This window comes from Mycobacterium sp. E740, assembly GCF_001672895.1.
In the GTDB taxonomy this organism is placed as follows: domain Bacteria; phylum Actinomycetota; class Actinomycetes; order Mycobacteriales; family Mycobacteriaceae; genus Mycobacterium.
In genome coordinates, this window is the sequence record NZ_LZKP01000084.1 from 1 (window position 1) to 19,808 (window position 19,808).

A 19,808-nucleotide genomic window follows, 5' to 3' on the forward strand; every position below is an offset into this window, starting at 1 on the left:
GTGACGGGCCAACTACCGGACCGGCTCGGCCGCACAGGTGTGATCCACACTCCGCACGGCGACATCCGTACCCCGGCATTCATTCCGGTCGGCACGCAGGCGACTGTCAAGGCGGTGCTGCCGGAGGCGATGAAAGACCTTGGCGCACAGGCGATCCTGGTCAACGCCTATCACCTGTATCTGCAGCCGGGGTACGGATGTCGCCGTGCGGAGTGTGGATCACACCTGTGCGGCCGAGCCGGTCCGGTAGTTGGCCCGTCACGTCGAAGTACGGCGACTCTTCCCGAGCGGGAGAATTCGGCGCGGCCACGCCGTAGATTCTGCACTGTGGACAATCGGTGGGTTCTCACGTGCTGCGCCGCCGCGACGCTGGCGGTGGCCGGCTGCTCCTCCGACCCGCCGGACTACAGCCCCCCGCCCGGTGAGCTCGTCGCAGGCACCGCGCAGGTCTCGGTCAACGGGCAGAACGCCGGCCTCACCCAGGCGGTGCAATGCAGCACCACGGGCTGGCTCACCACGATCACCGCCGGCGACCAGTCCTCGGGTGTCACCGCGATGCTGTCGAACAAGGACCAACTCGCAGCCGAGTCGGTGGCCATCAACGACGTCGCAGGCTTCACCGGCAGTTACAGCGCCGGAGTCGGTGGCAATGCCAAACCCGCGCAGGTCTCCATGACTGGCCGGACCTACCACATCTCCGGCAAGGCCGACGGTTTCCAGACCGACAGGCCGAGCTTTCGCGCTGCGGGCACCTTCGACATCCGGGTGTCCTGCTGACCGAGCGTGATCGGTATTTGGCGAAACCGTTGTTGGCCGATGTGCCGCGAACCATACTGCTCTAGATGATCCGATCTTGACGGGTCACGACAACACGAAGGAGAACTGTGGTGAAGCGTGGTTTCCTGGTCGCGGTGGGCGGCGCGGCGATCGTCGTCGCCGGAATGTCCGGCTGTTCCTCGGGTGACAAGAAGTCTGAGACGTCAGGTGAGACCTCCACCGCCGCATCGGCGCAGGGCAAGACCACCGTCACGATCGACGGCAAGGATCAGGCCGTTCAGGGCACCGTCGTGTGCAGCTCCGTCGGCGGCAACACCAACATCGCGATCGGTGACGCGACCACGGGCATCGGCGCGGTTGTGAGCTCCGGTGACAAGCCGACCGTGCAGAGCGTCGGTCTGGGCAACGTCAACGGCGTGACGCTCGGCTACCAGAGCGGCGCCGGTCAAGGCGAAGCCAAGGCCGAGAAGGACGGCAACACCTACAAGATCAGCGGCACGGCCACGGGTGTCGACATGGCCAACCCGCTGCAGCCGGTCAACAAGCCGTTCGAGATCGAGGTCAGCTGCCCATAGTCGGGCCGAGCTTGCACGAAGGCGGCGGCGTCCCGGAGGGGGCGCCGCCGTTTCTCATCCGGTGTAGCCGGCCGCCGACTGCCGCAGCTGCCAGATCTGCGCGGGGCACAGTTCGTTGACGGCCTGGTTGATCAGGTAGGCACCCTGGTAGTAGTCCGCGGTGTGGAAGTCCGCCTTAACCTGGTCGACGAGCTGGCCGTAGCTCATCTTGGCCGCTACCCGGTCGCAGATGGTGTGGCCGTAACCGATGGCCGCGTCCGCGTTCGGGAAGTTGTAGCCGGGGCGCACGTGCACGTTGACCAGATAGGCGACGACGTCGGCGCCGGCCGGCGGAGCGACGGCGATAGAAGCCGCACCGGCTGCGGCGGCCAGAGCAACGATGGCCCGCTTCATGACGATGAGCCTATTCCGTGCCCGCCGTCGGTGCGCGGCACATACGCTAACCCCATGAGGCTCATGGCTGCAGCTGCGCTCGCGTGCGGGTTCGTCGCCGCACCGATGATGACCGCCGTGCCTGCGACGGCGTCGCCCGGTTACTGCGATGGTGCGAACTGCGTACCGTATGTCGACCGGACCGCTGTCGAGGGCACGCCCTGCGTGCAGAACACCCGCTACAACTTCGGAATCGACGCGTCGGGTAACACGCTCGCGTGCAGTTCGCACAGCGTGTGGATCGCGTCGCCGCCGCTGGTCGGCATCCGCACCAACCGGTTGCCGTGCGGGGACGCAACTGGGGTGGCTCAGTCGCCCGACGGTGTTCCGCTGAGCTGCCTCAAGGGAGCGTGGTCTCCCGACTACCGGACGACGTTCTTCGGCTGAGCCGACCGCGGATGTGATCTTCGCCTCGCTACCGATTTGAGATCGACAGCACGCGTGGCGGAAGTGAGGAATCGGCGCGAGCGGGGTACAACCACGGCGTGGTGATCGAGGTGCGTCTGCGGCCGGCGGACCCGTTGCGGATCGAGGTGCCGGCCACAGCGGATCGGTTGGCACAGATTCGGCGTCAGCTGATGTCGTGGATCGAGCCGATCGGCGTGCCCGATCCCGTCGTCGCCGACATCGTGCTGGCGGTCAACGAGGCGGCCACCAACTGCGTCGAGCATGCCTACCGGGATTCGGACGACGGAGTGATCGTGGTCGACGCCACGGTCGAGAAGGAGCGGATCGTCGTCAGCGTCTCCGACCACGGCGAGTGGCGCCCACCGACTTCGGGGCCGACGACGCGCGGCCGCGGGCTGCCGATCATCCGCGCCGTCGGCGACGGTGTGGACGTCGCGAAGTCTGAGCGCGGTACCACCGTGCGGATCGACTTCGACGTCGCGGGCGCCGACGAGCGTCAGATCTGAGGCAGCCGGACCACCTGGACGAAGAACTCGTCGATCTGGCGGACGGCGTTCATGAACTGGTCGAGGTCCACCGGTTTGGTGACGTACGCATTGGCGTGCAGCTTGTAGCTGCGCAGGATGTCTTCCTCGGCTGACGACGTGGTGAGCACGACCACCGGGATGTGGCTCAGGTTCGCGTCGGACTTGATCTGCTCGAGCAGCTGCCTGCCGTCGTACTTCGGCAGGTTGAGGTCAAGCAGGATCAGATCGGGCCGCGGCGCGTCTGCGTACTTGCCACGACGGTAGAGGAAGTCCAAACCCTCCTCGCCATCGTGTGCGACGTGCAGAGTGTTCTTGATCTTGTTGTGCTCGAACGCTTCTCGGGTGATCAGCTCGTCACCCGGGTCGTCCTCGATCAGCAGTACGTCGATCACCCGACTGTCCGTTGTCATGCGGTCGATCCTTCCATATGGGCTTCGAAGGGCTCACGCACTACGCACGGCACCGTGAAATGGAACCGGGTGCCGTCGGTGTAGGCGGTGTCGATCCAGATGCTCCCGCCGTGGTATTCGACGATCTTGCGGCACAGCGCGAGCCCGATGCCGGTGCCGGTGTAGGAATCACGGCCGTGCAGGCGCTGGAAAATCACGAACACCTTTTCCACGAACTCCGGGGGGATGCCGATCCCGTTGTCGGTGACAGTGAACAGCCATGAACCGTCGTGCGCATCCTGGCCGACCTGGCAGTCGATGACGATCCGCGGCGCCACGTCGGGCTTGCGGAACTTCACCGCGTTGCCGATCAGGTTCTGCCAGAGCATCGCCAGCAGCGTCGGGTCGCCCGTGACCGACGGAAGAGGCAGCCCGGTGCGGACCACTTCGGTGCCCGACTCCTCGATCGCGGCCGCGAGGTTGTGCACCGCGGCGTCCAGCGCGGCGCCGAGGTCGACCTCGGCTTCGGTGGAGTTGAGCCTGCCGACGCGGGAGAACGTGAGCAGGTCGTTGATCAGTACCTGCATCCGCTTGGCGCCGTCGACGGCGAACCGGATGTACTCGAGGCCGCGCTCGTCGAGCTTGTCGCCGTAGCGCTTCTCGAGCAGCTGGCAGAACGACGCCACCTTGCGCAGCGGCTCCTGCAGGTCGTGCGACGCGACGTAGGCGAACTGCTCGAGCTCGGCGTTGGACCGCTGCAGTTCGACCGCCTGTTCCGCCAGCTGTGCGCGGCTGTCCCGGGAGACGTCGAGCTCGTCGACGATGCGCTGGCGCATGTCCTCGACGTCTGAGCTGATCGCCCGGATGTCCCGCGGCCCCTCGGCCGTGATCCGGTGACCGAAGCTGCCCTCGGTGATCCTGCGGCATGCCGCGGCGAGCTTCTCGAGCGGACGGGTCACGGCATTACGCACCAGCATCGCCAGCACGACCCCCGCGATGAGGAACGTCGCGACGATCGCGATGAGCACGCTGTCGCGCCACCTCTGCACCCGGGCGAGCTCGTCGACGGAGTTCTGGCGCGCCTCCGCGAGATGGCGGTTCTGGACATCGAACAGCCCACGCAGCCGGTCGAATTCGGCCTTGCCGCGCGCGGCGGTGTCGGCATCGAGCACCTTCGGCCTGCCCGGCGTCACCGAGGCGATGAGCGGATCGGCGTACGTCTTGCGCCACCCGGCTGCGGCGTCTTGGATTCTGTCGAGGTCGTCGACGAGGTCCTGCCGGTGACCGATCCCGTCGCGAATCGCCTGTTCTGCGGTGCGCTCGGAGTCCTGGCCCGTGTAGTACGGCTCGAGAAACTGACGATCGGCTGCTATGGCGTATCCGCGGATCGCGGTCTCCTGGTCACGAAGAGCGGCCTGCAACTGATATGCGGCGACACGGGCGGGCTGGATACCGAGGTTTAGCTCGCGCGAAACCTCGTCGGTGCGGTTCAACAGCAGCGCACCGGCGATGGCGCCGGCGATCACCAGCACACCCATCGCCGACAGCACCAGGTTCTGCCAGCCCTGGACGGTGAGACGCCATCTCATCCGGTGATCGTCCGCTCCACGCGCACCACCGCGATGTCGTCGCTGATGCCGCCCACCGACTGCGCGCGACGCTCGACGTCGTCGATCAGCGCGCTGACGAATTGTCGACCCGGCAGATGCGCATAGCTGCGGGCGACTTCGAGCAGACCGCTCTCCCCGAGGCGCTGGGTGCCCTCGCCGGACCGCCCCTCGAACAACCCGTCGGTGAGCAGTACCAAGCCGTACCCGGGCGGCAGCTCGAGCATGTTCAGTGGCCACTCGTGGCCGGACAGGCCGAGTGCGGGACCGACCTTCGGCTCCAGCCATTCGACGGTGTTTGGTCCGTGCAGCAGCATGCCAGGATGGCCCGCCGACACCACGTTGAAACTCAGGTTGTCGGTTGACATCGCGACACTGATCACGGTGGCGAAGATGCTCGACCCCGGCCGTTCGGCGCTGAGAATCCGTTCGAGTTGGCGCATGCGCTCGTTGCCGCGCAACCCCGCGAACGTCAGCGCGCGCCAGCCGATCCGCAGCGCCACGCCGAGCGCGGCCTCGTCGGGGCCGTGTCCGGCCACGTCGCCGACCATGACGTGCACGGTGCGGTCCGGTGTCTGGACGAAGTCATAGAAGTCCCCGCCGAGAAGTGCGTGCTGTCTGCTGGGCCGGTATTCGGCGACGATGTCGACGCCGGGGTGCTCGAGGAGTAAAGGAGACGGCAGCAGCCCGCGCTCGAGGCGGGAGTTCTCCCGGGCGCGCAGCTCACTGGCGTGCAGTTCCACGGAGGTCAGCTCGGCGCGTTTGCGCTCCACCGCGTAGAGCAGCGCGCGCCGCAACGTCTCCGGTTCGACGCGTCCCTTGACGAGGTAGTCCTGGGCGCCGGCTGCGACGGCGGAGATCCCGAAGTGCTCGTCGTTGAGTCCGGTCAGCACGACGATCGGCATTGTGATGTCACGACGGCAGATGCGGTCGAGCGCGTTGATGCCATTCGCGTCCGGCAGGTTCAGGTCGAGCAGTACGCAGTCCGGGCGAGCGCTTTCCAAGTGCTGCTCGGCTTCCTCCATGGAGGGCGCCCACGCCACCTCGATTTCGGCTGCGGCGTCGGCGATCAGCTCCTCGACCAGGATCGCGTCTCCTCGATCGTCCTCGACGAGCAACACCGAAAAAGGGCGCGCGGAAGCAGCAGGACTACCGGCCGGGGCGGACGGGCCTTGGTCATAAAGGGCGCGCATAGGTAACCAATTCTCTCGCGTTGGTCACCGCGGTCGCCCGACCTCTTCTTCAGTGACGAATCCGACAATAGTGCCTGAGTCGATGTGGCGGTGGCGGAGGGATTTGAACCCTCGGACGGGGGTTACCCGTCACACGCTTTCGAGGCGTGCTCCTTAGGCCGCTCGGACACGCCACCGTGTGGCAGCTTACCGGGCACCCGCCCGTCTACTCCAATCGCTGCCGGGCGACGTTGTCGTTTCCGCGAGAGTGACACCAGGGTCTTGAACTCGGGACGATCACGACCCTGGTGTACCTCTCGCGAACTGGAGACGGTCATCGCTGCCGGGCGAAGAACTCTTCCAGCGGTGCGGCGCACTGGTCGGCGAGCACCCCGCCGCGCACCTGCGCCCGATGCGTGAGGCGCCTGTCGCGCACCACATCCCACAACGACCCCACGGCTCCGGTCTTGGGCTCCCAGGCCCCGAACACCACCCGCGACACCCGAGCCATCACCAGCGCGCCGGCGCACATCGTGCACGGCTCCACGGTCACCGCGAGGGTGGTGCCCTCCAGTCGCCAGCCGTCGCCGAGGACCGCCGCGGCCGCGCGCATCGCCAGGATCTCCGCGTGCGCAGTGGGGTCGCCGAGCGCTTCGCGAGCGTTGGCGGCGCGGGCCAGTTCGGTGCCGTCAGCGGAGACGACGACCGCGCCGATCGGCACATCGCGGGGGCCGGCGCCGCGGGCCGCCTCCAATGCGGCGCGGATCAGCGCCTCGTCGGTCAGGCTCACCGACCTCTGTCCATCGTCGGCTCACCGACCCAGACGGTCGAGGACCGCCGACAACTCGTCGGCGAACCCCATCTCCCGGGCTATCCGGCCCAACTGTTCGTCGGCGTAGAGGTCGGACTCGTCGAGGATCACCCCGAGCACGGCCTCCGGCAGGCCGACGTCCGAAAGCACTCCGAGGTCACCTTCCTCGAACGGGTCGGCCTCCTCGAGCTCTTCGGGCTCGATGTCGGCGTCGAGGTTCTCCAGCGCCTCGGCCGCGATGTCGTAGTCCAGCGCAGCCGTGGCGTCCGAGAGCAGCAATCGGGTCCCGGACGGACCCGGCCGCACGATCACGAAGAACTCGTCGTCGACGTCGAGTAACCCGAATACCGCTCCCGCACTGCGGATTTCCCGTAGCTCCGTCTCGGCGGCGGTCAGGCTGCTCAACGCCGCGCGGCGCAGCGGCGCGCAACGCCACTTTCCGTCCTCCCGGACCACAGCCACGCCGAAGCCGTCGGGGGTGTCGACGGACTGCTCCCGCGCCGGTGCACGCTGTGCTCCCATGTCGGCTTACGGTAGTCGCCGACCACCGCCTTGACCAGGCATCGATCAGCGGCGGCCGCCCGGCCTGACGTCGGCCGATCGCGCTCGATATGCCAACCTTGAACGGTGACGGACACCCCGGTTTGCGTGCTCGGCCTCGGGCTGATCGGCGGTTCGATCATGCGCGCGGCGGCGGCGGCCGGACGTGAGGTGTTCGGCTACAACCGGTCGCGTGAAGGCGTCCAGGCCGCGGCCGCCGACGGATTCGATGCCACAGCGGACCTCGACACCGCGCTCGGCCGGGCGGCTGACGCCAATGCGCTGATCGTGCTGGCGGTGCCGGTGCCCGCGTTGGGCCAGATGCTCGGCCATATTCGGGAAACGGCTCCGGCATGTCCGCTGACCGACGTGACGAGTGTCAAAAGTGCTGTGCTGCAGGAAGTCCGGTCGTTCGGGCTGCTGGAGCGGTTCGTCGGCGGCCATCCGATGGCAGGTACCGCCCACTCGGGCTGGCCGGCAGGCAACGCGCGGCTGTTCGTCGACGCGCCATGGGTGATCAGCGTCGACGACCACGTCGAGCCCGGGGTCTGGAAGCTGGTGATGGACCTCGCGCTGGACTGCGGCGCGGTCGTCGTGCCGGCCCGCTCACACGAACACGACGCCGCCGCCGCGACGATCTCGCATCTGCCGCACCTGCTGGCCGAGGCGCTCGCCGCGACCGCCGGCGAGGTGCCGCTGGCCTTCGCGCTTGCCGCCGGGTCGTTTCGCGACGGCACGCGGGTCGCGGCGACCGCACCGGACCTGGTGCGGGCGATGTGTGAGGCCAACGCCGACGAACTGCTGCCCGTCCTGGACCGCACCCTGGAGTTGCTCAACCACGCGCGCGACGCGCTGGCTGACGACAGACCGCTGACCGATCTCGTCGAGACCGGGCACGCCGCCCGTGTGCGCTACGACAGCTTCAGCAGGCCGGAGATCGTCACGGTGGTCCTCGGCGGGGACAGCTGGCGCGCGGAACTCGCCGCCGCGGGCCGCGCCGGCGGGGTGATCAGATCCGCTCTGCCAGTCCTGGGTAGTCGACGGGAAACCCGTCCGAATCCACGGTGATCGTCGCTTCGGCGACGGGCGAGTGCAGCTTGATGCCGTCCTCTGCGCTGCTGTAGCTGATCACCGCAGTCTCCACGGACAGTTCGGGCAGCCGCACATACACCACGGAGCAGCTGATCGAGTCCGATCGTCGGTAGAGCCCGGTACGCCGTATCGGCAGCGCGTTGAAGAACGGGCTGAAGATCACGTCGACGTCGAGCGCACCGTCGTAGGACGCGCGCCGCGACTCTCCGGTGTGCTGCTGGACCAGCCACATGTTCTCTTCGTCGCGGGCGATCGACAGCTGGCGCTCCCGCTCGGCGAGCGTCACGGTCATCGACAGTCGCTTGGTGGCGCCGGCCTCGTCGGTCACCAGATCGTAGGAAGCGGAGAAGGCCGGGTGCGACGACGTCGCGGCGGCCACGATCCTGCCGTAGGCCTTCACCCGGTTGCCCGACACATGCACCCGCACCGATTCCATCCTCGGCACGTCATGCGCGCGCCACGTCAGGATCGCCGGCCATTTCTCGGAGCCTCCTGCTTCACTCACCCCTATACCGTAGGCGAAGGGTCGCCCCGTTCGGAATGCGCTCCAGTAGAGCTTTTGGTGGCGCGCTGTGATGTTGCGCGCGGAGGGGATTCGAGGACGACTTCGTCACCGAGGAACGGCTGGGGCATACGCGATCGCCGGAGCCGACCGGTTCCCGGCACCGAGGCCCAAACGGCGAACGCGAGCGCGGCGTCCAGAAGCAGGGCCAGCGCCGTCACCATCAAGGCGCCGACCAACGCCAGATGGAACTGGCGCACCTTGATGCCGTCGATGAGGTAGCGGCCTAACCCGCCGAGGCTGGCGTAAGCGGCCACCGTCGCGGTCGCCACGATCTGCAGCGTGGCGGTGCGTAGCCCGCCGAGTATCAACGGCAACGCGATCGGCGCCTCCACCCGCAGCAGGATGCGCCGCTCGGTCATGCCCATCGAACGCGCGGCGTCGACGACCGTACGGTCGACGTTCGCGATGCCGGCGTACGTGCCGGCCAGCAGCGGGGGGATGCCCAGCAGCATCAGCGCCACCGTCGGCGGCACCAGGCCCAGCCCCCACAACAGGACGCCGAGCAGCAGCACGCCCAGGGTCGGCAGCGCCCGCAACGCGTTGACCCCGGTGACGACGAGGAACGTCCCGCGGCCGGTGTGCCCGATGACCATGCCGACCGGTATCGCGATGAGCGCCGAGCAGACCACCGCGACCGCCGTGTACTCCAGGTGCTCGAGAAGTCGGGCCGTCAGGCCGGCGGGGCCGCCCCAGTTGGCCGCCGTGAAGATGTACGCCAGCGCCTCCTGGAGAAACGCCATCGGCCCCATCACGACACCGCCTTCACCGTGCGCGGCGTGCGGGTCCAGGGCGTGAGCGCCTTGCCCGCCAGCATGATCAGCGTGTCGATCACGATCGCGAGCACGAAGATCGCGATGATGCCCGCGACGATCTGATCGCTCTTGTTGGCCTGGTAGCCCTCGGTGAACCAGGTGCCCAGCCCGCCGATACCGATCACCGAGCCCACCGACACCATCGATATGTTGGTGACGGCGACCACCCGCAGACTCGCTGTCAGCACCGGAATTGCTAGCGGCAGTTCGACTTTCATCATCCGTGTAAGCGGTTTGTAGCCGACGGCCGTGGCCGCGTCCAGCACGGTCGGCGACACCGCGTCCAATGCCTCGGGCACCGCGCGCACCAGTAGCGCGACGGTGTAGAGCGTGAGCGCCACGATCACGTTCGCCTCGTCGAGGATGCGGGTCGGGATGACCAGCGGAAGCACCACGAACAGTGCCAGCGACGGGATCGTGAAGATGATGCTGGCGGTGATCGTGGTCAGCCGTCGCACCGTGGTGGTCCGCTGGACCGCCGCACCCAACGGCAGCGCGATGACGAGCCCCAGCGCGATCGGGATCAGCGACAACCGCAGATGGATCAACGTCAGCGCCCACAGGTCGTCGAGGTGGGTGAGCAGGTAGCGCATCGGCTACCCCAACTCCGGGACGCGGCGTTGCTCCGCGAGAGCGGCCAGCACGTCGTCGGCCCGCACCCCGCCGATCAGCTTCCCCTGTTCGTCGACCGCGACGCCCAGCCCGCTCGGGGAGGACAGCGCCGCGTCCAGCGCCTGCCGCAGTGTGCCGTCCGGCCGGAACAGCGATCCGCCGCCGACGGAGCTGTCGTAGAGCGAACTTCCGTCGCGGTGCAGCGCCACCCCGTCGGCGTTGATCCACGCAAACGGCTTGTCGGCCTTGGTGATCAACGTCCAGTCCCCTGGATTCAGCTGCAGCGTGTCGATCTCGGTTTCGTCGGCGTGCCCGACGGCGTGCAGCGGCAGGCCGGTGGCGTGGAAGAACTGCAGTCCGCGGTACCCGCGGTCGGCGCCGACGAACGCCGCCACCTCCTCGTTGGCGGGGTTGGACAGCACGAACGCCGGTTCGGCATATTGCTGGAGCACGCCGCCGCGGCCGAACACCGCGACGCGGTCGCCGAGTTTGACCGCCTCGTCGATGTCGTGGGTGACGAACACGATGGTCTTGCGCAATTCGCTTTGCAGTCGGGCGATTTCAGCCTGCAGGTCCTCGCGGACCACCGGGTCGACCGCACTGAACGGTTCGTCCATCAACAGGATCGGCGGATCGGCCGCCAGTGCCCGCGCCACTCCGACGCGCTGCTGCTGGCCACCCGACAGTTGTGCCGGATAGCGCTGTGCGAGCTTGGGATCCAGCCCGACCCGTTCCATCACCTCGAGCGCGGATCTGCGTGCCTTGCGCCGGGATTCGCCGCGCAACACCGGAACGGTCGCCACGTTGTCCACGACGCGTAGGTGCGGCATGAGTCCCGCACTCTGGATCACATAACCGATGCCCAGGCGCAGCTTGACCGGATCGACGTCGGTGACGTCCCTGCCGTCGACGGTCAGCGTGCCCGTCGTCGGCTCGATCATCCGGTTGATCATCCGCATGGAGGTGGTCTTGCCGCACCCGGACGGCCCCACGAACACCGTCAACGTGCCCTCGGGCACCTCCAAGCTGAGGTCGTCGACCGCGACTGTGCCGTCGGGGTAGCGCTTCGTGACGTTGTCGAAACTGATCATCGCGGCTCGCCGAAACCGTTGTCGGCGATCCATTTTCGGGCCGCCTCGTCCGGGTCGACGCCCCGGTTGCCCTCGACCGACGTGTTCAGCGCGATCAGCGCCTCGGTGGTGAGTTTCGCGCTGACGGCGTCGAGCACGCTCTTGAGCTCGGTGGACATCTTCTGCGACGCGACCAGGGGCACCACGTTGGCGGCGAGGAACACGTTCTCGGGGTCCTGCAGTACGACGAGCTTGCTCTGCTCGATCGCCGGAGAGGTGCTGAAGATGTTCGCGGCGGTGATCCTCCCGCCGGTGAGCGCCTGTACGGTCGCCGGACCGCCGCCGTCGCTGATCGCGACGAAGTTCGCGGGCGCGACGTCCAGGCCGTATCTGTCCTTCAGCCCGACCAGTCCGGTGACGCGCGTCTGAAACTCCGACGGCGCACCGACTTTCACCTCGGCCGAGTGCTTGGCCAGGTCGCCGATCGTCTTGAGGTTCCACCTCTGCGCGGTCGCCTCGGTCACCGCGAGGGTGTCCTTGTCCTGCGCCGGCGACGGATACAGGATCGACAGGTCACCCGGAAGCACCTTGAGAAGAGCCAGCAGGACCGCCTCGGAGGTGGTCGCGGTGGCGTCCTTGTCGAAGTACTGCAGCAGGTTGCCGGTGTACTCCGGGATCAGGTCGATGGAGTGGTCCTGCACCGCGGGAATGTAGGTCTCGCGACTGCCGATGCCGAACTGGCGCCGAACGGTGAAGCCGTTCGCCTCCAGCGCCTGAGCGTAGATCTCGGCGATGATCTTCGACTCGGTGAAGTCGGCTGAGCCGACGGCGATGGTCTTGAGATCACCCGAGATCTGTCCGCCACCGAGCGGATTCGAGCTGCCGCAGGCCGCGGCCATCAGTGCCGCCAGGACGACGACCGCCGCGGCAACAGGCCCGCACCGCCGTCGCGGGATCAAGGTCATGGAGCCGACACTATCGACATCGCCGCAGCTACGCCCGGGATTGTTTCGGCCTGAATCCCACCGTCGACGCCGAATTCGGTTTGTGGTGGACCGGAAACGGCAAAGATGAACCCATGAGCAGCGATCCGCATGGGGCGTCAGCGCGAAACGAGCCGGAACCCTACGACCCGCCGAACCCCGGGCCGCCCGTTCCGCCAACGGACGACGAGTTCGCGGACCGCAAGCCGGGGTCGGTGAAGAAGGTCCACTTCACCCGGGCGGCCGCGCTGTGGTCGGCGGTGATCGCGGGCTTCCTGATCCTCATCGTGCTGCTGATCTTCATCATGCAGAACACCGAGTCGGCCCAGTTCGCCTTCCTGGGCTGGCACTGGCAACAGCCGCTGGGCGTTGCGATCCTGCTCGCCGCGGTGTGCGGCGGCCTCATCACCGCGCTGGCGGGTGCGGCGCGCATGGTCCAGTTGCGTCGCGCGGCGAAGAAGAACTACAAAGCCGCGCTCCGCTAAGTCGTGAGCGACTCGAGCCCCGCGGCGATCAGCGGAGCCACCGCGTCGTCGACCATGGTGACGAAGTCGGCCGCCGCGCCGCCCACGCGTCCGCGGTAGGCGATGCCCGCGGCGATGATCGCGAGCTTGAAGTACGCCAGGCCCATGTAGAACTCCCAGTGGTCCAACGGCTGGCCGGACGCGACCGAATACCGTTGCGCGAGTTCGTCTGCCGTGGGCACGAGCGGTGAGGCCCACGCCGCGTCCGCGTGCACCAGGTTGAACATCGGATGCCGGTAGACGCACATCAGAGCGGCGTCGCTGATCGGGTCGCCCAGCGTTGACATCTCCCAGTCCAGCACCGCCAGCACCTTGGTGCCGTCGGTCGAGTCGAGCATCGTGTTGTCGATGCGGTAGTCGCCGTGCACGATCGAGCTGCGGCGCTGCGGTGGGATCGCCTCGCCGAGCGCGGAGTGCAGCCGTTTGACGTCGTCGTCGCGCTCGTCGTCCTCGCGGCGCACCAGCTCCCATTGGCCGCCCCAGCGCTTGACCTGCCGTTCGAGATACCCGGTGGGCTTACCGAAGTCGCCGAGGCCGACCTCTTCGGGGTCGAGCGCATGCAGATCGGCGAGCACCTTGATCAGGGCCTGCACGCAGGCGTCGATGGCGGCCTTGTCACCCAACGCCTCGAGTTCGCGGGTGTGGCGCACGACGCGGCCGGGAACGTACTCGACCATCTGGAACGGCGCGCCGAGCACCGAGTCGTCGTTGCGCATGGTCACCGCGCGCGCGACCGGAACAGCAGTGTTCTGCAATGCCGCGACCACCTTGTACTCGCGCGCCATGTCGTGTGCCGACGGTGTCAGACCGTGCAGGGGCGGCCTTCTCAGCACCCACTTCGACTCGTCGTCTTCGACCAGGAACGTCAGGTTGGACCGGCCGCCGGAGATCAACTCGGCGCGCAGTTCGCCGTCGCGGGGGATACCTTCCGAACGCAGGTGGCGGTCCAGTGCGCCGAGGTCGAGGCCTTCCAGTGAGCCGGTCATTCGCAAATGTCTACCACTGCTGGTTTCTGGGCAGCAGATCCCATACGTGCTCGGTCGCGTTGATGCCCGCCACGAAGTACGTCTCGCGCGACGACGACCACAGCACTCGCGTGATGCCCGCGTAGTCGACCTGAACACACAGCAGGCGCTCGGTATCCATGACGTCGTGGACCACTGCGTTGATCACGCCGCCGTGGCTGAACAGCGCGACGGTGTCCTCCCGGTTCGCGGCCGCGACGATGTCACCTACCCCGGCCTTGACTCGGGCGAGGAACGCCGACTGGTCCACCCCGCTCGGCAGCTCACCGTTGGCCAGCCGGCGCATGTCCTCCGCGGAGATCTCCTCGACGGGGGTGTAGTGCGACAGGTCGCGGTCGTACTCGGCGAGCCGGTCGTCGATGTCTATCTGGAGGCCAAGAGCCTCGGCGACCGGTTCGGCGGTCTGGATCGCGCGCCGCTGCGGGCTGCTGACCAACCGCGAGATCGGGAACCGCGCGAGCGCGTCGGGCAGGCGCTTGGCCTGTTCGATGCCCTCGGCCGAGAGGTCGGGGTCGGAGCCTTGGCCCGGCTCGCTGCGGAGCGGCAACGCATGTCGAATGATGAGCAACTGCACCGTGACACCATAGGGCCATGGCTTATGCGGACGAATTGTTCGACCTCACCGACCGCGTCGTACTGGTCACCGGCGGCAGCCGCGGACTGGGGCGCGAGATGGCGTTCGCCGCCGCGCGGTGCGGCGCCGATGTCGTGATCGCCAGCCGCAAGTACGACTCCTGCGTGGCGACGGCCTCGGAGATCGAGGCCGCGACGGGCCGCGCGGCGCTGCCGTATCAGGTGCACGTCGGGCGGTGGGACGAGCTCGACGGGCTGGTCGACGCCGCTTACGAACGGTTCGGCAAGGTCGACGTGCTGGTGAACAACGCCGGGATGTCGCCGCTGTACGAGTCGTTGACGTCGGTGTCGGAGAAGCTGTTCGACTCGGTGGTCAGCCTGAACTTGAAGGGCCCGTTCCGGTTGTCCGCGCTCGTCGGCGAGCGCATGGTCGCCGACGGTGGTGGCTCGATCGTCAACGTGAGCTCGAGCGGTTCACGGCGGCCCAAGCCCGAGCAGTTGCCCTACTCGGCCGCCAAGGCGGGGCTCAACGCGCTGACCGAGGGGCTGGCGCTCGCATACGGGCCGACGGTACGGGTCAACACGCTGATGCCGGGACCGTTCCTCACCGATATCAGCAAGGCCTGGGACATTCCCGCGACGACGGCCGGCGCTGCGCATTTCGCGTTGAAGCGGCTCGGCGAGCCGCCCGAGATCATCGGCGCCGCACTGTATCTGATGTCGGATGCGTCGAGTTACACGTCGGGCTCGATCATCCGGGTCGACGGCGGCATCCCGTAGGTCCTGTTGCGCCGAGTGTCGGGTTGATCGACGTTTCACGATAGAAACCGTCGGACAACCCGACGTTCGTCACGGCGTGACGATGTTGAAGCCGGGGTCCGGACGGTCCAGCGCGCCGATCAGCGACTGCAGCGCGGCAGCGTCGCCGACGATCTCCAGGCCGGGCGAACTGTCGTCCCCGGCGACGAGCGCGAGCAGGCGCGTCTTGTCGGCGAGTTTGACGGTCGCCTGCGCGGATGCCTCGTCCGCGGCCACCTTGCGGTGCACCAGAACTCCGTTGCGCAACGTCAGGCGGTAGTTCGCCGCGGTGTCGCGGAACGTGACGTCCACCGCGAGGTCGAGATCCCATGCGCGGGGGCCGTTCACATTGATCGCCAACGCGTCGAATATCTGCTCGGGGGTGAGTTGGCCGAGGATCGAAGCCGACGCGGTCTGGGTGGGTGTGCCGAAGTTGCCGTCGCGCAGCTCGGTTGCTCCGGACAGGAAGAAGTTGCGCCACACCGCGTTCTCCGCACCGTAGGCCAGTTGCTCGAACGTGTCGGCGTAGAGGTCGCGTGCGGCCGAATGGCTCTCGTCAGTGAACATGGCGTGGTCCAGTAGTGTTGCAGCCCAACGGTAGTCACCTCGGTCGAACGCCTCGCGGGCGATCTCGACGACGCGGTCGACGCCGCCGATCGCCTCGACGTAGCGCGGCCCGATCGCCTCGGGCGGGTGCGCCCAGAGCCGGCCCGGATTGCCGTCGAACCATCCCATGTAGCGCTGATAGACGGCCTTGACGTTGTGGCTGACCGAACCGTAATAGCCGTGCGCGTGCCACGCCTTCTGGAGCGCGGGCGGCAGCTCGAACATCTCGGCGATCTCGATACCCGTGAAGCCCTGGTTGAGTTGGCGCAACGTCTGGTCGTGTAAGTAGGCGTACAGATCCCGTTGCAGCGAAAGGTATTCCACGATGCGGTCTCGTCCCCAGGTCGGCCAGTGGTGCGACGCGAACACGACGTCGGCCCGGTCGGCGAAGGTGTCGATCGCTTCGGTCAGGTAGCCCGCCCAACCGTGTGGGTCGCGCACCAGCGCCCCGCGCAGGGTCAACAGGTTGTGCAGGTTGTGCGTCGCGTTCTCGGCCATGCACAGCGCGCGGAACTTCGGGAAGTAGAAGTGCATCTCGGCCGGCGCTTCGGTGCCGGGCGCCATCTGGAACTCGATCTCGACACCGTCGATGGTGTGCGTCTCGCCGGTTTCGCGGATGTCGACCGTCGGCACCAGCAGGGCGACCTCGCCCGTCGACCCGACCTGGCCCAGCCCGCAGCCGACCTGGCCCTGTGGTCCGCGGGCCAACACCGCGCCGTACATGTAGCCGGCCCGCCGGGCCATCGCCGTGCCGGCGTACACGTTCTCCTGCACGGCGTGCTCGGTGAAGTGTTCGGGCGCGATGATCGCCACCTTCCCCGCGTCGACGTCGGCCGCGGTGGTGACGCCGAGAACGCCGCCGAAATGGTCGACGTGGCTGTGGGTGTAGATGACCGCGACGACAGGTCGGTCTCCGCGGTGTTCGCGGTACAGCGCCAGTGCCGCGGCGGCGGTCTCGGTGGAGATCAGCGGGTCGATGACGATGACGCCGCTGTCGCCCTCGACGAAGGTGATGTTGGACAGGTCGAAGCCGCGGACCTGATAGATGCCCTCGACCACTTCATAGAGGCCCTGCTTCGCGCACAGCTGACTCTGGCGCCACAGACTGGGGTGCACCGATGTGGGTACGTCATCGGCGAGGAACGAGTACGCGTCGTTGTCCCAGACCACGCGGCCGTCGTCGGCTTTGATGACGCACGGGTCCAGGGCCGCGATGAAGCCGCGGTCGGCGTCGTCGAAGTCGGTGGTGTCGTCGAACGGCAACGCGCCGAGGTGCTCGCGATGGGCGGACTCGATGACGGCTGTCGGTGGTTTCTGCTCCATGCTCGCCACGTTAGGCATCCGTCAGGAGTGGCGGGCGCGATCTTCGTAGTCGCGACGCTCCGGTTTGTCGGCGGCGTCGGCGAAAATTCGGTCCGCGTTCATCGCGCGGCTCATCGCTTCGTAGACGCCCAACGGCAGGCGCCGAGTCAGACCGATCAACACCGCGGCCGCGCGCGTCACTGTCAAGTGCGGCTTCGGTTTGTCGATCAGCGCCACGATGCCCCTCGCGATGTCCTCGGGTTCGGCATTCTTCAACCCCGACGCGCTGGCGACCCCGTCGATCATTCCCGTGTTCGTCAGCGTCGGCATTACCACCGACGCGGTCACGCCGGTGCCACGCAGCTCCTGCCGCGCGGTGTCGGTGTAGCCGAGCACCGCGAATTTGGTGGCACAGTACGTTGCAATGCCCGGCACCGGATTCACCGCGCCGACCGATGCGATGTTGATGATGTGTCCCTTGCGCCGCTTCACCATTCGCTCGGCGGCAAGCTTGGTACCGAGGATCACGCCGAACAGGTTGATGTCGATAGTGCGCTCGGTGACCTCGTCGGGTTCATCGAGGAATTTGCCCGCCGGGCAGATGCCCGCGTTGTTCACCAGGACGTCGACGGGCCCCAGCTCACGCTCGACGTCGTCGAGGAACGTGGTGAACGACTGGCGGTCGGTGACGTCGAGCCGGGCATAGAACCCGAGGTCGAGATCTGCGCCTGCCTCCTTGACAGTCGCTTCGTCGACGTCACCGATGGCGACCTTGGCGCCGAGGCCGTGCAGCATCTTCGCGGTGGCCAGGCCGATGCCCCGCGCTCCTCCGGTGACGACGACGACTTTCCCATGGATTTCGGATGCTTGCGCCATCGTCCTATTGTTCGGCCAGCCAGCGTTCGGCGCGGCGTTTCGACGCCCGCGACAGCCACGCATCCTGAATCAGCTCGGTCAGCTCGACCTTGCCGATTTCCGATAACCGGCTGGCACGTACCAGAACTGATAGATGGCCGTCGAAGCGGTCCGTGGTGAAGAACGGCGACTTCGCATCCTGTACGAGTGCCAGCTTGTCCATCTCCGACTCCACCCAGATCATGATGACGTCGGCGTAGCGTTCACCGGTTTCGGGGTCTTCGGCGTCAGGCTGGGGCGTGCGGAAGAACACGAACGACTTGTCGCCCACCTGGTAGATCGCGTTGCCTTTGGGCCCCTCGATGCGCTTGGTGTGCGGCATCGACGCGGCGATCTCATGCACGTCGGCCACCCGCGCCGGCCGGTCACGCACGGCGGTCCAACCGGTGCAGGACGACGTCGGTCAGCGCGCCGTCGCGCACGGTCGCCGTCATGTACGTGCAGTGGGGTTGGCGGCGCCGGTCGGTTGGTGATCCCGGATTGAGCAGCCGCAGACCGGTTTTCGCGGTCGAGTCCCATGGGATGTGGCTGTGACCGAACACCAGCACGTCGGTGTCGGGGTACTCGCGGGCCATCCGCGCGTCGCGACCGGCGGACGCGCCGGTCTCATGGACGACGGTCATTCGCACGCCGTCGAGCGTCACGTCGGCGCGTTCGGGCAACCGTCGCCGTAGCTCGGCACCGTCGTTGTTGCCCCAGCACGCGACAAGGCGTTTCGCACGCGCTTCGAGTACGTCGAGCAGCGACGGCTCGACCCAGTCACCGGCGTGCACGACGACGTCGGCCGTCGACACCTCGTCCCACACCCGCGCGGGCAGATCCTTGGCCCGCCTGGGGACATGGGTATCGGCGATCAGTAGCAGCCGCATGGTTTCCATCTTCGCCGAACGTGCGCTGAGCGCGAAAATTCGGCCCGAAAATCGCAGTGACCGCACGCTCGGCGAGAAAAGAGAGCGCGCCCGAAGGGATTCGAACCCCTAACCTTCTGATCCGTAGTCAGATGCTCTATCCGTTGAGCTACGGGCGCCTGGTCCTTCTTCAGTTGTCGGCTGACGGGTCAGCCGCGGCGGAGGCGAGAGGATTTGAACCTCCGGTCGCCTTTGAGGGCGACAACTCATTAGCAGTGAGCCCCATTCGGCCGCTCTGGCACGCCTCCCGACGATTACCGCCGATCCGACAGCGTACACATGGGCCACCGCGCGAGGCAAAGCGCATTCGGGCGACCCATAAACTGGTGCGGTGACCGTCCGGCTGCGCCCCGAACTGGCCGATCTGCCTGCGTACACCCCCGGCAGGACGGTTCCCGGCGCGATCAAGATCGCCAGCAACGAGACGGTCCAGCCACCGCTGCCGAGCGTCCGGGACGCGATCGAGAAGGCCGCCGGCAACATCAACCGCTACCCCGACAACGGCTACGTCGAGCTCAAGGAGCGGCTCGCCAAACACGTCAATTTCGCGCCTGAGCACATCTCGGTGGGTTGCGGGTCGGTCAGCGGCACCGCCACCGGGGTGGCGCCCGCGGTGCGCACCTGCAGTGGGTAGATCTCGAAGCTGCGCCAGCCAAAAATCACCTCGTCGCCGACAGTCGAGGTGATCTGGATCAGCTGCTGACACAGGCTGACCGACCCGCAACCCACCGAGATGTGCTCAGGCGCGAAATTGACGTGTTTGGCGAGCCGCTCTTTGCGCTGGA

Annotated in this window: 24 protein-coding genes, 3 tRNA genes and 2 pseudogenes; 9 read left to right on the forward strand and 20 right to left on the reverse strand. The window is 67.3% G+C overall.

What is annotated here, in order from left to right; translation table 11 throughout:
* The 3 genes and pseudogenes from A5663_RS22510 to A5663_RS07840 all read left to right on the forward strand — a co-directional run.
* Positions 1-192 (forward strand): annotated as a pseudogene (locus tag A5663_RS22510) (tRNA-guanine transglycosylase); the annotation flags it as partial.
* Between the two features lie 33 nt (positions 193-225).
* Positions 226-777, forward strand: coding sequence for a lipoprotein LpqH (locus tag A5663_RS07835; RefSeq protein WP_369816599.1), 552 nt, complete (start codon positions 226-228; stop codon positions 775-777).
* Positions 778-887: 110 nt separating this feature from the next.
* The gene (locus tag A5663_RS07840; RefSeq protein WP_068146403.1) at positions 888-1,352 is read left to right on the forward strand and encodes a lipoprotein LpqH; all 465 of its coding nucleotides are present in this window, start codon (positions 888-890) and stop codon (positions 1,350-1,352) included.
* Between the two features lie 54 nt (positions 1,353-1,406).
* Here the strand turns inward: A5663_RS07840 and A5663_RS07845 are convergent, their stop codons facing one another.
* Positions 1,407-1,745, reverse strand: a complete 339-nt coding sequence (locus A5663_RS07845; protein WP_068146337.1) for a DUF732 domain-containing protein — start codon at positions 1,743-1,745, stop codon at positions 1,407-1,409.
* A gap of 54 nt (positions 1,746-1,799) precedes the next feature.
* On the opposite strand from A5663_RS07845, the gene A5663_RS07850 reads away from it, so the two are divergent.
* Positions 1,800-2,171 (forward strand): hypothetical protein, encoded by a 372-nt coding sequence (locus A5663_RS07850; protein ID WP_068146339.1) that lies wholly within the window; start codon positions 1,800-1,802, stop codon positions 2,169-2,171.
* 98 nt (positions 2,172-2,269) lie between these two features.
* Entirely contained in the window at positions 2,270-2,698 is a 429-nt protein-coding gene (locus A5663_RS07855; protein ID WP_068146342.1) for an ATP-binding protein, read from the forward strand.
* On the opposite strand, the gene A5663_RS07860 is transcribed toward A5663_RS07855, so the two are convergent.
* The 6 genes from A5663_RS07860 to A5663_RS07885 form a co-directional block, all read right to left on the reverse strand.
* Positions 2,689-3,129 carry a response regulator gene (locus A5663_RS07860; protein WP_068146345.1) on the reverse strand — a complete coding sequence of 147 codons (441 nt, stop codon included), beginning with the start codon at positions 3,127-3,129 and terminating at the stop codon, positions 2,689-2,691. The two genes, A5663_RS07855 and A5663_RS07860, sit on opposite strands and share 10 nt — an antisense overlap.
* Complete coding sequence (locus tag A5663_RS07865) at positions 3,126-4,697, reverse strand: ATP-binding protein (RefSeq protein ID WP_068146347.1); 1,572 nt, start codon at positions 4,695-4,697, stop codon at positions 3,126-3,128. The genes A5663_RS07860 and A5663_RS07865 overlap by 4 nt, the downstream gene beginning before the upstream one ends.
* Positions 4,694-5,836: a PP2C family protein-serine/threonine phosphatase gene (locus A5663_RS07870; protein WP_068146350.1), complete on the reverse strand. Its 1,143-nt coding sequence runs from the start codon at positions 5,834-5,836 to the stop codon at positions 4,694-4,696. The genes A5663_RS07865 and A5663_RS07870 overlap by 4 nt, the downstream gene beginning before the upstream one ends.
* Positions 5,837-5,993: 157 nt before the next feature.
* A tRNA-Ser gene (locus A5663_RS07875) sits at positions 5,994-6,084 on the reverse strand.
* 137 nt (positions 6,085-6,221) lie between these two features.
* Positions 6,222-6,671 carry a nucleoside deaminase gene (locus tag A5663_RS07880; protein WP_068146407.1) on the reverse strand — a complete coding sequence of 150 codons (450 nt, stop codon included), beginning with the start codon at positions 6,669-6,671 and terminating at the stop codon, positions 6,222-6,224.
* 27 nt (positions 6,672-6,698) lie between these two features.
* The gene (locus tag A5663_RS07885) at positions 6,699-7,220 is read right to left on the reverse strand and encodes a tRNA adenosine deaminase-associated protein (protein WP_068146353.1); all 522 of its coding nucleotides are present in this window, start codon (positions 7,218-7,220) and stop codon (positions 6,699-6,701) included.
* A 105-nt stretch (positions 7,221-7,325) separates the two neighbouring features.
* On the opposite strand from A5663_RS07885, the gene A5663_RS07890 reads away from it, so the two are divergent.
* Entirely contained in the window at positions 7,326-8,306 is a 981-nt protein-coding gene (locus tag A5663_RS07890; protein ID WP_197503332.1) for a prephenate dehydrogenase, read from the forward strand.
* Here the strand turns inward: A5663_RS07890 and A5663_RS07895 are convergent.
* Genes A5663_RS07895 through A5663_RS07915 form a run of 5 tightly spaced genes read right to left on the reverse strand, consistent with a single transcriptional unit; the run spans position 8,248 to position 12,354 of the window.
* Complete coding sequence (locus A5663_RS07895; RefSeq protein ID WP_068146358.1) at positions 8,248-8,835, reverse strand: putative glycolipid-binding domain-containing protein; 588 nt, start codon at positions 8,833-8,835, stop codon at positions 8,248-8,250. The genes A5663_RS07890 and A5663_RS07895 overlap by 59 nt on opposite strands.
* A 2-nt stretch (positions 8,836-8,837) precedes the next feature.
* Positions 8,838-9,635, reverse strand: coding sequence for an ABC transporter permease (locus A5663_RS07900; protein WP_068146410.1), 798 nt, complete (start codon positions 9,633-9,635; stop codon positions 8,838-8,840).
* Between the two features lie 8 nt (positions 9,636-9,643).
* On the reverse strand, positions 9,644-10,300 hold the full coding sequence (locus tag A5663_RS07905) for an ABC transporter permease (RefSeq protein ID WP_068146360.1): 657 nt from the start codon (positions 10,298-10,300) through the stop codon (positions 9,644-9,646).
* Between the two features lie 3 nt (positions 10,301-10,303).
* Positions 10,304-11,410: an ABC transporter ATP-binding protein gene (locus tag A5663_RS07910; RefSeq protein WP_068146363.1), complete on the reverse strand. Its 1,107-nt coding sequence runs from the start codon at positions 11,408-11,410 to the stop codon at positions 10,304-10,306.
* Entirely contained in the window at positions 11,407-12,354 is a 948-nt protein-coding gene (locus A5663_RS07915; RefSeq protein WP_068146374.1) for an ABC transporter substrate-binding protein, read from the reverse strand. Before A5663_RS07915 ends, A5663_RS07910 begins: the two co-directional genes overlap by 4 nt.
* A gap of 113 nt (positions 12,355-12,467) precedes the next feature.
* Between A5663_RS07915 and A5663_RS07920 the strand changes: the two genes are divergently transcribed.
* Positions 12,468-12,857, forward strand: a complete 390-nt coding sequence (locus A5663_RS07920; RefSeq protein WP_068146376.1) for a lipopolysaccharide assembly LapA domain-containing protein — start codon at positions 12,468-12,470, stop codon at positions 12,855-12,857.
* Here A5663_RS07920 and A5663_RS07925 read toward each other — a convergent pair.
* Both A5663_RS07925 and A5663_RS07930 read right to left on the reverse strand, forming a co-directional pair.
* Positions 12,854-13,882, reverse strand: a complete 1,029-nt coding sequence (locus tag A5663_RS07925; protein ID WP_068146379.1) for a phosphotransferase family protein — start codon at positions 13,880-13,882, stop codon at positions 12,854-12,856. The two genes, A5663_RS07920 and A5663_RS07925, sit on opposite strands and share 4 nt — an antisense overlap.
* 10 nt (positions 13,883-13,892) lie before the next feature.
* Positions 13,893-14,495, reverse strand: coding sequence for a histidine phosphatase family protein (locus A5663_RS07930; RefSeq protein ID WP_068146381.1), 603 nt, complete (start codon positions 14,493-14,495; stop codon positions 13,893-13,895).
* A gap of 17 nt (positions 14,496-14,512) precedes the next feature.
* On the opposite strand from A5663_RS07930, the gene A5663_RS07935 reads away from it, so the two are divergent.
* Positions 14,513-15,274: an SDR family NAD(P)-dependent oxidoreductase gene (locus A5663_RS07935; RefSeq protein WP_068146384.1), complete on the forward strand. Its 762-nt coding sequence runs from the start codon at positions 14,513-14,515 to the stop codon at positions 15,272-15,274.
* 69 nt (positions 15,275-15,343) lie between these two features.
* On the opposite strand, the gene A5663_RS07940 is transcribed toward A5663_RS07935, so the two are convergent.
* The 6 genes from A5663_RS07940 to A5663_RS07965 all read right to left on the reverse strand — a co-directional run bounded on the left by A5663_RS07940 (position 15,344) and on the right by A5663_RS07965 (position 19,271).
* Positions 15,344-17,221, reverse strand: a complete 1,878-nt coding sequence (locus A5663_RS07940; RefSeq protein ID WP_068146386.1) for an alkyl/aryl-sulfatase — start codon at positions 17,219-17,221, stop codon at positions 15,344-15,346.
* Positions 17,222-17,242: 21 nt separating this feature from the next.
* Complete coding sequence (locus tag A5663_RS07945; protein ID WP_068146390.1) at positions 17,243-18,076, reverse strand: SDR family oxidoreductase; 834 nt, start codon at positions 18,074-18,076, stop codon at positions 17,243-17,245.
* Between the two features lie 4 nt (positions 18,077-18,080).
* Positions 18,081-18,488, reverse strand: a complete 408-nt coding sequence (locus A5663_RS07950) for a hypothetical protein (protein WP_068146393.1) — start codon at positions 18,486-18,488, stop codon at positions 18,081-18,083.
* Positions 18,481-18,984 (reverse strand): metallophosphoesterase, encoded by a 504-nt coding sequence (locus A5663_RS07955; RefSeq protein ID WP_068146416.1) that lies wholly within the window; start codon positions 18,982-18,984, stop codon positions 18,481-18,483. The genes A5663_RS07950 and A5663_RS07955 overlap by 8 nt, the downstream gene beginning before the upstream one ends.
* Positions 18,985-19,069: 85 nt before the next feature.
* Positions 19,070-19,142: transfer RNA gene (locus A5663_RS07960), tRNA-Arg, on the reverse strand.
* A 40-nt stretch (positions 19,143-19,182) separates the two neighbouring features.
* Positions 19,183-19,271: transfer RNA gene (locus A5663_RS07965), tRNA-Ser, on the reverse strand.
* A gap of 83 nt (positions 19,272-19,354) precedes the next feature.
* Between A5663_RS07965 and A5663_RS07970 the strand changes: the two are divergent.
* Positions 19,355-19,609 (forward strand): annotated as a pseudogene (locus A5663_RS07970) (aminotransferase); the annotation flags it as partial.
* Positions 19,610-19,808 lie beyond the last annotated feature (199 nt).

Excerpts from the sequence above, each read along its gene's own strand:
- A5663_RS07845 (WP_068146337.1), bottom strand. The coding sequence starts at position 1,745 with ATGAAGCGGGCCATCGTTGCTCTGGCCGCCGCAGCCGGTGCGGCTTCT.
- A5663_RS07850 (WP_068146339.1), top strand. The coding sequence starts at position 1,800 with ATGAGGCTCATGGCTGCAGCTGCGCTCGCGTGCGGGTTCGTCGCCGCA.
- A5663_RS07860 (WP_068146345.1), bottom strand. The coding sequence starts at position 3,129 with ATGACAACGGACAGTCGGGTGATCGACGTACTGCTGATCGAGGACGAC.
- A5663_RS07865 (WP_068146347.1), bottom strand. The coding sequence starts at position 4,697 with ATGAGATGGCGTCTCACCGTCCAGGGCTGGCAGAACCTGGTGCTGTCG.
- A5663_RS07885 (WP_068146353.1), bottom strand. The coding sequence starts at position 7,220 with ATGGGAGCACAGCGTGCACCGGCGCGGGAGCAGTCCGTCGACACCCCC.
- A5663_RS07900 (WP_068146410.1), bottom strand. The coding sequence starts at position 9,635 with ATGGCGTTTCTCCAGGAGGCGCTGGCGTACATCTTCACGGCGGCCAAC.
- A5663_RS07905 (WP_068146360.1), bottom strand. The coding sequence starts at position 10,300 with ATGCGCTACCTGCTCACCCACCTCGACGACCTGTGGGCGCTGACGTTG.
- A5663_RS07910 (WP_068146363.1), bottom strand. The coding sequence starts at position 11,410 with ATGATCAGTTTCGACAACGTCACGAAGCGCTACCCCGACGGCACAGTC.
- A5663_RS07915 (WP_068146374.1), bottom strand. The coding sequence starts at position 12,354 with ATGACCTTGATCCCGCGACGGCGGTGCGGGCCTGTTGCCGCGGCGGTC.
- A5663_RS07920 (WP_068146376.1), top strand. The coding sequence starts at position 12,468 with ATGAGCAGCGATCCGCATGGGGCGTCAGCGCGAAACGAGCCGGAACCC.
- A5663_RS07925 (WP_068146379.1), bottom strand. The coding sequence starts at position 13,882 with ATGACCGGCTCACTGGAAGGCCTCGACCTCGGCGCACTGGACCGCCAC.
- A5663_RS07935 (WP_068146384.1), top strand. The coding sequence starts at position 14,513 with ATGGCTTATGCGGACGAATTGTTCGACCTCACCGACCGCGTCGTACTG.
- A5663_RS07940 (WP_068146386.1), bottom strand. The coding sequence starts at position 17,221 with ATGGAGCAGAAACCACCGACAGCCGTCATCGAGTCCGCCCATCGCGAG.
- A5663_RS07945 (WP_068146390.1), bottom strand. The coding sequence starts at position 18,076 with ATGGCGCAAGCATCCGAAATCCATGGGAAAGTCGTCGTCGTCACCGGA.
- A5663_RS07955 (WP_068146416.1), bottom strand. The coding sequence starts at position 18,984 with ATGCGGCTGCTACTGATCGCCGATACCCATGTCCCCAGGCGGGCCAAG.